General features: G+C 69.8%; 14 protein-coding genes. 6 read left to right on the top strand and 8 right to left on the bottom strand.

The window, feature by feature from the left end; translation table 11 throughout:
• Position 1 precedes the first annotated feature (1 nt).
• The 3 genes from QE392_RS02775 to hisD form a co-directional block, all read right to left on the bottom strand.
• Positions 2–1,306, bottom strand: coding sequence for an ABC transporter substrate-binding protein (locus QE392_RS02775; protein WP_307447564.1), 1,305 nt, complete (start codon positions 1,304–1,306; stop codon positions 2–4).
• 320 nt (positions 1,307–1,626) lie between these two features.
• Positions 1,627–3,042 carry an MFS transporter gene (locus QE392_RS02780; protein ID WP_307447565.1) on the bottom strand — a complete coding sequence of 472 codons (1,416 nt, stop codon included), beginning with the start codon at positions 3,040–3,042 and terminating at the stop codon, positions 1,627–1,629.
• A gap of 194 nt (positions 3,043–3,236) precedes the next feature.
• Complete coding sequence (gene hisD / locus QE392_RS02785; protein ID WP_307447566.1) at positions 3,237–4,556, bottom strand: histidinol dehydrogenase; 1,320 nt, start codon at positions 4,554–4,556, stop codon at positions 3,237–3,239.
• Between the two features lie 78 nt (positions 4,557–4,634).
• Between hisD and QE392_RS02790 the strand changes: the two genes are divergently transcribed.
• The 6 genes from QE392_RS02790 (at position 4,635) to QE392_RS02815 (ending at position 10,323) form a co-directional block, all read left to right on the top strand.
• Positions 4,635–5,579: a LysR family transcriptional regulator gene (locus QE392_RS02790; RefSeq protein WP_307447568.1), complete on the top strand. Its 945-nt coding sequence runs from the start codon at positions 4,635–4,637 to the stop codon at positions 5,577–5,579.
• A 225-nt stretch (positions 5,580–5,804) separates the two neighbouring features.
• Positions 5,805–6,464, top strand: a complete 660-nt coding sequence (locus QE392_RS02795; protein WP_307447570.1) for a GntR family transcriptional regulator — start codon at positions 5,805–5,807, stop codon at positions 6,462–6,464.
• 132 nt (positions 6,465–6,596) lie between these two features.
• Positions 6,597–7,583, top strand: coding sequence for an isopenicillin N synthase family dioxygenase (locus tag QE392_RS02800; RefSeq protein ID WP_307447572.1), 987 nt, complete (start codon positions 6,597–6,599; stop codon positions 7,581–7,583).
• 203 nt (positions 7,584–7,786) lie between these two features.
• A complete protein-coding gene (locus QE392_RS02805) occupies positions 7,787–9,076 on the top strand; it encodes a SufS family cysteine desulfurase (protein WP_307447574.1) in 1,290 nt (429 codons plus the stop codon).
• 49 nt (positions 9,077–9,125) lie between these two features.
• On the top strand, positions 9,126–9,581 hold the full coding sequence (gene sufU, locus QE392_RS02810) for a Fe-S cluster assembly sulfur transfer protein SufU (RefSeq protein ID WP_307447576.1): 456 nt from the start codon (positions 9,126–9,128) through the stop codon (positions 9,579–9,581).
• Between the two features lie 307 nt (positions 9,582–9,888).
• Complete coding sequence (locus QE392_RS02815; RefSeq protein WP_307447578.1) at positions 9,889–10,323, top strand: hypothetical protein; 435 nt, start codon at positions 9,889–9,891, stop codon at positions 10,321–10,323.
• Positions 10,324–10,359: 36 nt separating this feature from the next.
• Here QE392_RS02815 and QE392_RS02820 read toward each other — a convergent pair whose 3' ends face one another.
• The 5 genes from QE392_RS02820 to QE392_RS02840 form a co-directional block, all read right to left on the bottom strand.
• Positions 10,360–11,349, bottom strand: a complete 990-nt coding sequence (locus QE392_RS02820; protein ID WP_307447580.1) for a carbohydrate kinase family protein — start codon at positions 11,347–11,349, stop codon at positions 10,360–10,362.
• Positions 11,350–11,648: 299 nt separating this feature from the next.
• Positions 11,649–12,626: an SRPBCC family protein gene (locus QE392_RS02825; protein ID WP_307447582.1), complete on the bottom strand. Its 978-nt coding sequence runs from the start codon at positions 12,624–12,626 to the stop codon at positions 11,649–11,651.
• A gap of 19 nt (positions 12,627–12,645) precedes the next feature.
• Positions 12,646–13,068, bottom strand: coding sequence for an ArsR/SmtB family transcription factor (locus QE392_RS02830; RefSeq protein WP_307447584.1), 423 nt, complete (start codon positions 13,066–13,068; stop codon positions 12,646–12,648).
• A 56-nt stretch (positions 13,069–13,124) separates the two neighbouring features.
• A complete protein-coding gene (locus QE392_RS02835) occupies positions 13,125–13,796 on the bottom strand; it encodes a VOC family protein (RefSeq protein WP_307447586.1) in 672 nt (223 codons plus the stop codon).
• 49 nt (positions 13,797–13,845) lie between these two features.
• Positions 13,846–13,995, bottom strand: coding sequence for a hypothetical protein (locus QE392_RS02840; protein WP_307447589.1), 150 nt, complete (start codon positions 13,993–13,995; stop codon positions 13,846–13,848).
• Between the last annotated feature and the right edge of the window lie 7 nt (positions 13,996–14,002).

A 14,002-nucleotide genomic window follows, 5' to 3' on the forward strand; every position in this document is an offset into this window, starting at 1 on the left:
GTCAGCGGACGCCTTCGCCCTGCGTCTGCATCTGAGCGAGGCCGTCCTCGATCGAGATGTTGCCCAGGAGGATGTTGGCGAGGGTGTCCGTCGTGGCGACGGAGACGTCGGCCAGGATCGGCGAGACGATCGCCGGCATCACCGACACGATCGATTCGTTGGCGGCCGTACCGTACGGCGAGTTCTCGTCGGTCACCATGCCGGCACGGGCCGGGTAGGCGGCGGGCACGGAGGCGGCGGACGCCTCTTCGCCCACCGAGGACGCCATCATCTCGAACAGCATGTCGTGGTCGAGTTCGGTGTTGAACGGGATCGACCACCCGTCGATCGAGACGCGGTTGTACGCGTACTCCGCCTCGGCCGTCGCCTTCGGCGGTGCGGCGAAGGCGATGTCGTCGAAGTACTCGCTGTTGGCCTCCAGGGTCAGGTCGCTCATGCGACCCGAGAACATGATCGACATCGCGGCCGTGCCGTTGAACATCTGCTGCTGCACGGCGGGCTGGTCGAACGTCAGAACCTGGGGGTCCATGTACTGCTTGAGCTCGGTCATGATCCCGAGCGCTGTGCGGGCCTCGTCGGTGTCGAGGGTGACGTTGCCGTCGGTGTCGACGAAGTCGCTGCCGAGCGAGTTCATCATCGCTTGGAAGCTCGTCGAGACGTCGGACGTCGCGAGCCACGGCAGGGCGATGGGGTACTCCATCGTGCCGGCGTCGCGAATCGCCTGCGCGGCCGACATCATCTCGCCGAACGTGGTCGGCACCTCCAGGCCGAGCTCGTCGAAGACGTCTTCGCGGTAGGCGAGGATGAACATCTGGCCCTGCATGGGCAGCGCATACAGCTGCCCGTCATAGGTCAGGGCGCTGAGCATCGACTCGCTGAGTTCGTCGAGCGCGTATTTCTCGCTGTACTTGTCGAAGAGGTCGTTCAGCGGCACGAGCTTGTCTTCGCTGGCCTGCCCGGGAATGGCGAAGCCGTAGTTCTCGAGGATGTCGTACGTGCCCGAGTCCCCCGACAGGGTCGCGGTCGTTTTCGTCACCTGTCCGCCGAAGTCGATGGGGTCGTGCACGAGCGTGACATTCCCGGTGGAGCAGCTCTCGACCATGGTGTCGGTGAAGGGGTCGATGGCGGAGGAGTTGTAGGCGAGGACGTTGACCGTCGTCGCGGACTCGGGCTGCGTGTAGTCGCATGCAACCTCCGTCGAGTTCTCGTTGGTGGTGCGGGTTCCCGCGCCACATCCGGTCAGGGCGACCGCCACCGCTGCTGCTCCGGCGACGACCGTGATGAGTCGTTTCTGGGTGAAAGGCATGCGGCCAATGTATCCGTATACATCGCTGATTTGGCGACTCAATTGCTACGGTTTTGTAAACAAGATTGCTTTCCTGATCTGGGAAAAAAAGAGCGCGAAAATTTGGGCGCACCAACGACCACCCCGTGGCCAGAGGGCCGACTGGATGATGGGTGGTACGCCTTTTGTTCGGCTATTCGACGGCGGCATCCGATCGTGTGTCGGGGAGCCGGACCGCGGGTACGAGGGGGATCATCGAGATGTCGAGCACACCCCCCGTCGCAGCGGGGACGATGATCGCGCCCGGCACCGGGAACGTGGCGCGGTCGCGCGGAGGGCCATCATCGCCCTCCACCCCGTCTCGCACGCCACACGGGCAGGATGCGCGCGTCGAGCGCCATCGCCGCCAGTGACAGAAGCTGGATGACGACGACGAACCAGAACGCGCCGACCGATCCGGAGGCGACCGCCACGGCATCCGACGACGAAGCGCCCGCGGGGATCGCGAAGGCGAGGGCGACGCCGGCGACGCCGACGCCGCCCGCCGAGGCGAGTTCGCGGAGGGTGCTGTTGATACCCGCGCCCGCGCGTCCGCCGTGACGTCCATACGACATCGTCAACCGTGTCGAGAGAGGCGAGGAACACAGCCCGCCGCCGATGCCGATCACCACGAGCGCGGTGACGTAGAGCGGAAACGGACCGTTCGCGCCCCAGACGATCACGCCGACGAACCCGATGCTCGAGCTGAGCAGGCCCGCCGCGACGACGCGACCGAGTCCCCAGCGGTGCACGAGCGGCACGGTCGCGTAGGTGACCAGGAACATGGCGATCGAGATCGGCACGAGCGAGAGACCGCTGACGCCCGCGCTCAAGCCTCGCACCGTCTGCACCAGGTGCGCGTGAAGGGAGAACAGGGTGAACAGCCCGATGAACGTCGCGGCGATGCCGAGCGAGGCCGCGCGCACGGACGGGTCTCGGAAGATCGCCACGTGAAGCAGGGGATGGCTCGCGCGCCTCTGCGAGACGACGAAGGCGACCGCGGATGAAGCGGCGACGACGATCGGGATCACCAGCAGGACGGGGGTGCCGAGCAGCCTCGGCGCCTCGATCACCGCAACGAGGGTGGCGACGGCCGCGACGACGAAGAATGCCGTGCCGGCGAAGTCGAGCGGCGCATGCACATCAGCTCGGGCGCGGAGGCCGACCACGCTGACCACGAGGATGATGGCCAGGAGCGCCAGGGGTGCCGTGACGGCGAAAGCGCTGCGCCAGCCGCTGGACGCGACGAGAGGTCCACCCAGCCCGTTGCCCACGATGCCCGCCAAGCTCGTCGATGCGGTCCACGTCGCCACGATGGTGGCCCGCCGCATCATGCCGCTGCGGTGCAACAGGATCGACAGTGTCTGCGGCAGCGCCACGCCCGCGCCCACCCCTGCCAGCGCGCGAGAGCCGATCAGCAGCGGCATGCCCGACGCGAGGAGCGCGACGGTGCTCGCGATGCCGAAGAGCGCCAGGCCCCCGATCAGGACACGTTCCTCGCCGAAACGGGCCCCGATCATCTCCGCCGGCAGCAGCAGACAGGCGAAGGCGATGACGTACGCGTCGACGAACCACGTGAGCTCGGTGGATGTCGCATGCATCGAGCTGTTCGCCAGCACCGGGACCGACAGGTTCGCCAGGGAGACGGCCGACATGAGCAGGACGACCGCGCCGCACAGGATGGCGAGGTCGCGGCGACGTGTGGGCGCGAAGGTCACGAAAGCACCGCCCGGCGGAGGGGAGGGACTCCGGAGGCGCATCCGATACCGAGCGGTTGCGCCCGCGCTCTGCGCGACACGTCCGCCTGTCGTGGCCTCTTCGAGGTGCGCTGCATCCGCTGCCTGACTCGCCTTCGTGGGATTCGACACCGAGGACGACGCACTCGCCGCGCGCGCCCCGCCCACGGTGACGGTCATCGCTCGAGGCGCTCCAACCGCATCGTGGCGGTTGCCGAGTGCGCCGCCATGCCCTCGGAGTCGGAGATCGTCTGGACGGCAGGCGCGAGCTCGAGCGTCGCTTCGCGGGCGATCCGCTGGTAGGTGAGCGGCTTGACGAAGCGCGCCACGGACAGCCCGGCACTGTGCTTCGCCCCGCCCGCGGTCGGCAGCACGTGATTGGTGCCGGCCATGCCCTTGTCGGAGTACGCCACGGTGCTCCACGAGCCGAGGAACAGCGACCCGTAGTTGCGGAGGCGATCGTGGTACCACTCGTCCTCTCGCGTGATCACCTCGAGGTGCTCGGGCGCCAGATCGTCCATGAGCGTCGCCGCGACCTCACGGTCGGTCGCGACCGTCACCACGCCGTAATCGCGCCACGCGGGGCCTGCGATCGACTGGGTGGCGAGCACCGCCAGCTGCCGGTCGACGGCGGCGATCACCTCGCGTCCGTGCGCCTCGGACGTCGTCACGAGTGCCGCGGGGGAGTTGGGACCGTGCTCGGCTTGCCCGAGGAGGTCGGCCGCGACGATCTCAGGGTCGGCGCTGTCGTCCGAGATCACCGCCACCTCCGAGGGACCCGCGAGCAAGTCGATGGCGACGGTGCCGAACAGCTGCCGCTTCGCCTCCGCCACGTAGGCGTTGCCGGCGCCGACGAGCATGTCGACGGGCAGGTCGTCGAGCAGGCCGTACGCCATCGCGGCGAGGGCCTGCACGCCGCCGAGGACGATGACGCGGTCGACGCCGGAGAGGTGAGCGGCATAGACGACGGCGTCGTTCGCGGCGCCGTCGGGCTGCGGCGGCGAGCAGGCGACGACGGTCGGAACGCCCGCTTCCTTCGCGACGCCCACCGTCATGAAGGCGCTGGCCGTCAGCGGGAACCGGCCGGCGGGAAGGTACGCACCCACCCGCGAGATGGGGATGTACCGTGCCCCGGTGACGAGGCCGGGGACCAGCTGGACCTCGAAATCGACGAGCTTGGCGCGCTGTTCCGCGGCGAAGGCACGGGTGCGCTCGGACCCGAGCTCGATGGCGGCGCGGAGGTCCGGGTCCAGGCGGTCTCCGCTCGACGCGATCTCCGCAGCTGTCAGCTCGATGTCGCGCCCGTCGTGTCCGTCGAGGTCGCGTGCGTAGTCGAGCACGGCATCCATGCCGCGTCGCTGGATGTCGAGCAGCATCCGGGACACGGTCTCCGCCACCGCAGGATCGCGTTGCGCGGCGGGAGCGTCGATGAGCGGCTGCTTGAGGTGGACGAAGGATCCGGCGAGGCGGTCGAGCACGGGTGAGCTGTAGCGCATACCAGCACGCTAGGGGTGCGTCAGGCATCGCACAACGGCGTATCAAACGATCAAAAACATCGGGTTTACCATTGGCATGTGACCATCACGCAGCTCGTCGCCTTCCTCGCCGCCTACCGGCTCGGTTCTTTCACCGCCGCAGCCGCAGAGCTCGCGACGACGCAGGCGTCGATATCCGAGCTCGTCGCACGGTTGGAGCGGGAGGTCGGAACGCGGCTGTTCGTGCGCGGCCGGAGGGGACTCGGGCCGACCGAGGCGGCGATCGCACTCGCCCGGTACGCCGAACTCGCTGTCGAGGCGGTCGACGGCGGACTCGATGCCGTTCATTCGGTGACCGACCTCAAGACGGGCACCTGCACGTTCGGCGTGCTCCGCAACGCCGCCTACTACGACCTCTCGGACCTCGTTCAGCGCTTCCACGCCCTCCATCCCGGTGTGAAGGTCCGACTCGTCGGACTCAATTCCGCGCTCGTCGCCGAGTCGGTGTCCTCCGGCGAGATCGAGGCGGGCCTCGTCGTGCTCCCGGTCGACGAGGCAGGGCTCGACGTCCGCCCGCTCGCACGCGATGAAGTGGTGTACGTCTCCGCTACACGACGTACGGCGGACGGTCCGGTGACGATCGACGAGATGTGTGCGGCGAAACTCGTGCTGTACGACGCGTACGCGGGCTGGCGTGACCCGACCCGTCGTCAGCTGCGTGACCGAGCCGCGCTCGCGGGCCTGACCATCGACCCCGCGATCGAGGTCGAGCACGTGGAAACCGCACTCGCACTGGTGGCGACGGGCTCGGCCGACACCATCGTGTCTCGACGTATCGCCGAGGGTCCCGCCTTTCCTTCCGGTCTCACGGTCACCTCGTTCGACGATCCGCTGTACGACACGATCGCGCTCGTGCAACGCCGAGGGGCGCACCTGTCCACGGCGACCCGCCGCATCGTCGAGCTCGCCGTCGCGTCGCTCAGGACCGCGGCACTCACGGACCTCCAAGACAGACCACCCCGTCCCGCCCGCACCGGAACGTGAGGAATGCCGCGATCCGAGCGAGGCACGGGAGTCTCGGCGCTCGGAATCGAGCGAGGGCGAGCAGGAGTCGATCGACGTATGCGGTTGAAGATCTCGCGAGGGGGGTCGACGGATGGACGGAGTCGCTCGGTGTCGCCCGGTGTCGGGCAGCTCCTTCTGTTCCGACGCCTCGATGCGGGCGTCTAGCGTATGGTTCGAGCGGCCGCCGCCGCTGAAGGGGAAGATGTGACGACGACCGAAGACCCGTTGCTGGCGGAGCAGGTGTACCAGCGGCTACAGGAACGCGTGCTGAACGGACACATCCCCCCGGGCGCCGCGCTGAGCGTGCCCCGGCTGGCGGCCGATCTCGGCGTCAGTCGTAGTCCGGTGCGCGAGGCGGTGCAGCAGCTCATCGCGATGGGTCTGGCCGTGCACGTGCCCTATGCGGGGGCGCGGGTCCGCGCGCTCGACGAAGACCTCGTCGACGACGTGTTCGAGCTGCGCGAGAGCCTCGACGCCCTGGCCGCCCGACGGGCGACGACCCGCGTGGGCGCCGAGGTGATCGATCAACTCGACGCCCTCATCGACGAGTCGCGCCGCGCGCAGGAGCGTGGCGCGGAGGCGGCCGAGATGGCATCCCTCGACGTGCGGTTCCACGCGCTGCTGCGCGATCACGCGGGCAGCGAGCCGCTGGCGATGGCCCTGGTGCGCTTGGAAGCGCTCGGGCATCTCATCTCGGCCGACATGTGGGGCAAGACCCAGAACAGCGACCCGGCGATCGCCGAGCACGAGCAGATCGTCGCCGCCGTGCGCCGCGGTGACGCGCAGGCCGCCGGTGAGCTGGCGGCCGCCCACGTGCGCTCACTGGCCGTCCGACGCCGGCGATCGGCGCAAATTAACATGTAATTCACGCGCGCGAAGCGCCAACGAGGCGTTAGCAGCGCATGATCGATCCTGCGGGCGACGGATTACATGTATTCGCGCCGGGCGCACCCTCCGTGCGTCGATTCCTCGGCCCTCGGGCGGAAAAGGATCATCATGAACGACAACACCTCCCTCATCGAGCTGGAGAAAGAACGCCGCATGGGCGGCGAAGGCACGATCGACAGCACGCGCGAGCTGCGCCGCATCGACCTGAGCGACTTCGACCGTCGCCGCGACGAGATCGCCGATCAGCTGTGGGCGGCGGCCACCGACATCGGCTTCTTCCAGATCGTCAACCACGGCATCCCCGCCGAGGTCATCGATCGCGCCTTCGAGATGTCCGAGCGCTTCTTCGCGCTGCCCCGTGAGATCAAGGACCAGTACCCGCTGCGCAAGCAGGACAATGCCGGGTACGAATTCCGGTCCCAGGTGCGCCCTTCGATCGGCGTGCCCGATCAGAAGGAGTCGTACCAGGTCACCCTCCCCCACATGGACGGTCTCTGGCCGACGGAGGAGGAGCTCCCCGGGTTCCGGGATGCCGTGCTGGACTTCGAGCGCCGCTCCTGGGCACTGGCCATGAAGGTGCTGTCGTGCTTCGCGCAGAAGCTCGCCTTCGACACCGATTTCTTCGAGAGGGCGCACGACCCCGCATCGCCGAACTACCAGAGCGCGCTGCGCCTGCTGCACTACTTCGCCGTGCCGCCGGAGGCGCGCGACCACGACGCGCCGTGGCGCGCCGGGGCGCACACCGACTTCGACGTCCTGACGCTGCTGTACCAGCGCGACGGACAGGGCGGTCTCGAGGTGCTTCCGGGCCGTGAGATGGCCACCGAATCGTGGACGCCGGTCGAACCCACCAGCGACTCGATCACGTGCAACATCGGCGACATGCTGATGCGCTGGAGCGACGACGCCCTGCCGTCGAACTTCCACCGCGTGCGCGGCCCGCGCGCCGGCGACAACCAGGACGCGCGGTACAGCATCGCGTACTTCGCGCAGGCGGACCGCGACGTCGTGATGGAAAGCCCGAGCGGGGCGTGGGAGCCGATCACCGCCCGCGACTACCTGCTCGAGCGTATCCGCGCGAACTACGGCAAGTGATGACGGCGAAGCCCCCGCACCCGGTGCGGGGGCTTCGCCGTGGCCCCGGCCTGCTCCTCACGCCCCGGTCGGCTTGGTGCTGACGTCGATCGCCGGCATCCACGAGGCGGTGCGAAGTTCTGCTGCACGACGCGTGGCGTGCGCTGGCACCTGATCCAAGACACCTTGAGGCCTCTCCGCCGCGCGCGCCGTAGCCTGGAGGGGTGACACTCTCCTTCGATGTCGACGCCGTGCGCGCCGACTTCCCCCTCCTCGAGACCGAGATCGACGGCCACCCGCTCGTCTACCTCGACTCCGGCGCGACCAGCCAGAAGCCCCGTGCCGTGCTCGACGCCGAACGCGACTTCCTCGAGCGCGCGAACTCCGCCGTGCACCGCGGCGCACACACACTCGCCGCCGAAGCGACCGAGCTGTTCGAAGACGCCCGCGTGACCGTCGCCGAGTTCGTCGGCGCCGAGCCGGAGCAGCTCGTGTGGACCTCCGGCGCGACCGCCGGCCTCAACCTCATCGCGGGAGCTCTCGGCTACGCCGCCCTCGGCCGCGGCGGGGCGGATGCCCGAGCGCTGGCGCCGCGCGAAGGTGACGAGATCGTCGTGACCGAGGCCGAGCACCACGCCAACCTCATCCCGTGGCAGGAGCTCGCCGGCCGCACCGGGGCGCGCCTGCGCCACATCCCGGTGCACGACGACGGCACCCTCGACATGCGCGCCGCAGCCGACCTCATCGGCGAGCGGACCAAGATCGTCGCCTTCCCGCACGTCTCGAACGTGCTCGGCATCGTCAATCCCGTCGCCAAGCTCGTCACCCTCGCCCGCGGCGTGGGTGCGCTGACCGTGCTCGACGCCTGTCAGTCCGCTCCGCACCTCGCGCTCGACCTCCCGGCATCCGGTGTCGACCTCGCCGTGTTCTCGGGGCACAAGGTCTACGGCCCGTACGGCCTCGGCGCGCTGTGGGGTCGTGAGGAGATTCTCGCGGCGCTGCCGCCGTTCACCACCGGCGGGTCGATGATCACGACGGTCACCCTGGATGAGGCCGAGTACCTCCCGCCGCCGCAGCGCTTCGAGGCCGGGACGCAGCCGGTGTCGCAGGCCGTGGCGCTGGCGGCCGCCGTGCGCTGGCTGGGCGCGCACGACCTCGCCGCTGCGCACGCGCACGAGGCCGCACTCGAGCGGCGCCTGCGCGAGGGGCTGCGTTCGATCGACGGCATCCGCCTGCTCGGAGACACGGATGCCGCCGAGCGCGTCGCTCTGCAGGCCTTCGCCGTCGACGGGGTGCACGCGCACGACGTGGGGCAGTTCCTCGACAGCCGCGGCGTCGCCGTGCGCGTCGGCCACCACTGCGCGCAGCCGCTGCACCGCCGGTTCGGCCTTACGGCATCGGTGCGGGCGAGCGCCGCCATCCACACGACCGAGGCCGAGGTCGACACGTTCCTCGACGCGGTGTCGGGCGTGCGCGGATTTTTCGGCGTCACGACGGCGGGAGTCGGCGCATGAGCGGGCTGCGGGGGAGTCTGGCCCGCCGGGGTCGGATCGAGGTCGGCGCGTGAGCGGCCTCGAAGCGCTATACCAGGAGCTCATCCTCGACCACGCCAAGAACCGTCGCGGGTTCGGTCTGGCCGAGCCCGGCGCGCACAGCGCCACGGTGCACCAGCGCAACCCGATCTGCGGCGACGAGATCACGCTGCGCGTCGACGTCGACGGTGACCGCGTGGCATCCGTCACCTGGGAGGGCGCGGGCTGCTCGATCTCGCAGTCGTCGGCCTCGATGCTCGTCGCACTGCTGCGGGAGGACGGCGGAGACGAAGGGATGCCGCGCGCCGACGTCGAGGCGCTGATCGCCGAGTTCCGCGAGGCGCTGCGCTCGCGCGGCAAGGTCCCTCTCGACGAGGAGACGTTCGCCGACGCCGCCGCGCTCTCGGGCGTCTCGAAGTACACCGCGCGCGTGAAGTGCGCGATGCTCGCCTGGGTCGCGCTGGAGGAAGGGCTGCGGCAGGCCTGAGGTCGCGCGAGCGTGGGACAGCCTCCGCACCGGGGCCGCGCACAACCTCCGCGATGCGCATGAACTCCGTCGCCCACGACCGAACCCGGCTGAGGTTGCGCACATCGCCGAGGATGCGCGCGCACCCTGCGGCCCCCGTGCCGACGGCCCCGCCGCAAGATGACCGCGCGCTGGCCGCACACAACCTCAGCAATACGTACAAACTCCGTCGCCCACGACCGAACCCGGCTGAGGTTGCGCACATCACCGAGGATGCATCCGCCCCGACGCGCGCTACCCTGCCGTGAGACCCGAGAGGACGGATGCCATGGCCACCGGATTCAGCGACGAAGAACGCGCGGCGATGAAGCAGCGGGCCGAGGAGCTCGCGGCCATGAAGGGCCTGAAGGGCCTGGCCAAGCTGCAGAAGGAGAACGAGGCCTGCCTCGAGGCGATCGAGAAGCTCGAGGGCGTCGACCGTGCGATCGCCGAGCGGGTGCACGTGATCGTGATGGAAGAGGCCGGACACCTCGATCCGAAGACGTTCTACGGCTTCCCGGCCTATGCGAAGGACGGCAAGGTGGTCGTGTTCTACCAGCCGGCCTCGAAGTTCAAGACGCGCTACGGCACGGTCAGCTTCGACGAGACGGCGCAGCTCGATGACGGCCCGATGTGGCCGGTCTCGTTCGCGGTGCTCGAGGTGACCGCCAAGGTGGAGCAGCGCATCCGCGAACTGGTGCGCCGGGCGGCTCCTCCGGCGTGATCCGCCGGAGACGCGATCGCCCCGGCGGATCCGCCCTCACGCGCCTGTCGCGGCCGGGCGGGCCGTCGGCAGATCAGCTCCTGCCCGAGCGACGGTGATCGCGGCCAGCTCGACCGCGCGCGTTCCGATCCGCGTGAGCGCGTCCTCGTCGAGCCCACCGCCGGTCGCATCCGGATCGCTCAGCACGTCGTCGATGAGACTCACCATGAACGTGTCGCCTGCGCCGATCGTGTCGATCACGTTCACCCGCGGCGCCGGAACGGCGACGCGACCGTGAGCGCTGGCGAGCACCGACCCCGCGGCGCCCCGAGTGACGGCGGCGAGCTTCACGGCGCCGTGGAGCAACCGATCGAGCACCGCGTCGATGCTCTCGCCGGGGAAGAGGAAGTCGGCATCCTCGTCGCTCATCTTCACCACCTGGCTGCGGCGCGCGAGCGCTTCGAACCGCGCCACGGCGGGCTCCCGCGCGCCCACGAGGGCGGGGCGGATGTTGGGGTCGAGCGTGATCGTGGTGCCGGCCGGCGCGGCACGAAGCACCTCGTCCACGGCATCCGCCCCGGGCGCCAGGAACACAGCCAGCGAACCCGTATGGATGACGCGGCTCGTCAGGTCGCTCGGGGATTCGAACCGACCCCATGTGATGTCGAAGTCGTATTCTGCGCTCCCGTCGGGGCCGATGGTGGCGACCGCGGTGGAGGTGTGATCCGCCGGAGCGCCGACAACCTGCACGCCGGAGGCGCCGAGGTGCCCGCGGATGCGATCGCCGCGGTCATCGTCACCGAGCTGCGTCAGGAGCGCGACGGAGCGGCCGAGCCTGCCCAGGCCGAGGGCGACGTTCGCGGGGCTTCCGCCGACGTGCTCGGCGTCACCGCCCAGCGGGGTGCGGGTGATGTCCATGAGCGCCTCGCCGATCACGAGGGCGTCGAATTCGAGCACGTCTTCCTTTCCGCCGGTGACGGCACTGATCGCCTTCTCGCCGGCCGGTACCCGGCGCGCGCCCCATCGAAGGCGAGCCGGTTCCGGCACCCGCGCATCCACGCACGGGCGCGAAAGCGGTGTCCGGTCAGGTGAGCTCGGACGCGACCGAGCCCACTGCGAGTTCTCACCGGCCGGACGCAACCATACCGCGGCGCCAGGGGGACGAACCGTTCCGCACCGGCTGGCTCGCGAGGATGACGTCGCCGCGAGGGAGTTCCGCGGGCTCCCTCGCGGCGTGGGGACGCTCCCGGTCTCGTGACGTGGGATGCGGAGGTTCGTGTCGGGGCGATCTCTGCCTCCCGCTTCGAGCAAGCTGAAGGGCACCGCCCGTCCGAGCTCGGTCGCCGTCAGACCAGCACCAAGCGCTCCATCCGCTGGAAGCTCTTCTCCATGCCCTCGATCATGCCGGTGGCGAGCACGGCGTCGCGGGTGGCGGCATCCGGGTACTCGATCAGCAGCGTGACGAGGGTGACGCCGTCCTCCTCGTAGAACGACAGGTCGTTCGTGGTCGAGGGGTAGTCGGTGCCGGTCATGTGCTCGGTCTGCACGATGCGGCGCGGCTCGTCGATGAGCAGCGTCTCGCCGTCGAAGCCGAAGCCCTCGCCCTCCGTGCCGGGCTCGGGCTCCCAGGCGATGCGGTAGCGGCCGCCGACCGTCGCATCCACGTCGCTCACCGTCATGCGCCAGCCGTCCGGGCCGAGCATCCACTGCCGCATGAGGTCGGGGTCGACGTGCGCGCGCCAGACGAGCTCGCGCGGACCGTCGATGAGTCGGGTGATGCGCACGTGCTGGTCGTCGAGGATCTCGAGCTGCGTCCCCTTGCCCTGCGCGAAATCCCGCAGGCCCTGCAGCACGGCGTCGAGCTGGTTCGTCGCGAGCGTCATGCCCTCGACCATGCCCATCGCCACGACCTGCTCCAACGCGTCGGCGGAGGCGAAGTGGGTGACGTTCGTCAGTCGCGCGCCCTCGGGGGTGGCGTCGAACGAGAAGACCATCCGCATCGACGGCATCCCCTCGATGACCTGGCCCTTCTCGTCGGCGAACGCGTCGATCACCTCGAAGCCGCGGGGCTCGTCGATCGCCGTGAATTCCCACACCCCGCCCGCGCTCTCGCCCTGCGGCGAGGTCATGGAGTAGATCGCCCGCCCGCCGACGCGGAAGTCGAACGCCTCGAAGGTGGCCGGCCATCCGGGAGGGCCCCAGAAGCGCTCGAGCTGACGCGGGTCGGTGAACACCGCCCACAGGCGCTCGGGGGCGACTGGGAAGTCGGCGACCAGGGTCATGGTGAGAGCTTCGGCGTCGCTCTCGACGGATGTGACGGGCATGACGGACTCCTTCGTCGGTTCAGTTCTCGGTGGGTGGGGTGGATGCCGGCGACCCGGGCTGGGCGGCCCGGGTCGTGCGGAGGGGGGATGCCGTGGCATCCGGTGTCTCGGCGTCCGGCTCGGCCAGGAGCGCGTCGAGACGGTCGATGCGTCCACGCCAGAGGTCTTCGTAGGAGCGCAGCAGTCGCTGTACCCGCTCGAGGGCAGCGGGGTCGGCACGCACGAGTCGCACTCTCCCTTCCGCCCGTTTGGTGATGAGCCGCGCCTCGGCCAGCACGGCGATGTGCTTCGACACCGCCGCGAAGGACATCGCGTACGCGGCCGCCAGCTGCGTCACCGACTGCTCGGAGACGAGCGTGCGCCGCACGATGTCGCGCCGGGTGGCATCGGCCAGGGCGTGGAGGACCCGGTCGATGTCGGCATCCGTTTGTTGTTCAACCATTTGGTTGTACGTTAGCGCGGCTGGGAGCGAACGACAAGAGGTGGATGCCGGCAGCCTCAACCGTCCGTGTCAAGCCAGGACGCGATGTCGACACCGTGGTTGTCGGGCGAGGCGAGGGTCCAGAACGCCGGCGCCTGCGAGTCGTCGACGAGTCGTCCTCCGGCGGCGAGCGCGGCATCCACGCGCGCCTGCGCCTGCGCGGCGGGGACGAACACGTCGAAGTGGCTGCGTCCACGCTTCGGCTCGTCGCCGGTGACGGGGTTGAACGCCAGATCCGGCGCAGTGCGGAGGGCCTCGACGGCGTCGGTCTCGCCGACGGGCAGGTAGCCGAGTGCGGCGAGGAAGAAGGGGCGCACATCGGCTTCGGAGTGCTGGGCGATGTAGATGCTCACCGACTGCACGGCGCCGGGGTCGGCTCGCAGGCCGAGTCGGGCCGCCGCCGCCGACACCGCTGCGGCGAAACGCGGCGCGGCCGGGGGAATCCCGCCGATGGCCCACGGCGGCACCCGCACGATGACCGCCTCCGGCCGCACATCGATGTCGGGCAGGATGCCGTGCTCCTCCGCCGCCGCGGAGATGGGGTCGACGAGGCTCGCCGCGTGCCGCAGCGACGAGGCGCGGAACACCGCCTGGGCGCCCGAGCTCACGACCCGCCAGTCGTCGACTCCGACCTCGAGATGGAACTGCTTCGAACTGATCGTCTGCGCGTCCTGGGCCATGTCGACCATGAGAGACCACCGTCGTCCGGAGCGCAATGGCATGCGCGACCACGACGGGTCAACCCGGGCGCCCTCCTTGCTGGGCGATCCGCGCGCCCGCGTCGAAAAGGCCGCGGGCCTTGCTCTGACGCCCGCCGGGGCGGACGGCGGATGCCACCGTGTCGACATCCAGGTCGTGCCCCTGGCGGTCGGGGCGCTTCCAGGCCACGGGGCAC

It is taken from the genome of Microbacterium proteolyticum (genome assembly GCF_030818075.1).
In the GTDB taxonomy this organism is placed as follows: Bacteria; Actinomycetota; Actinomycetes; order Actinomycetales; family Microbacteriaceae; genus Microbacterium; species Microbacterium proteolyticum_A.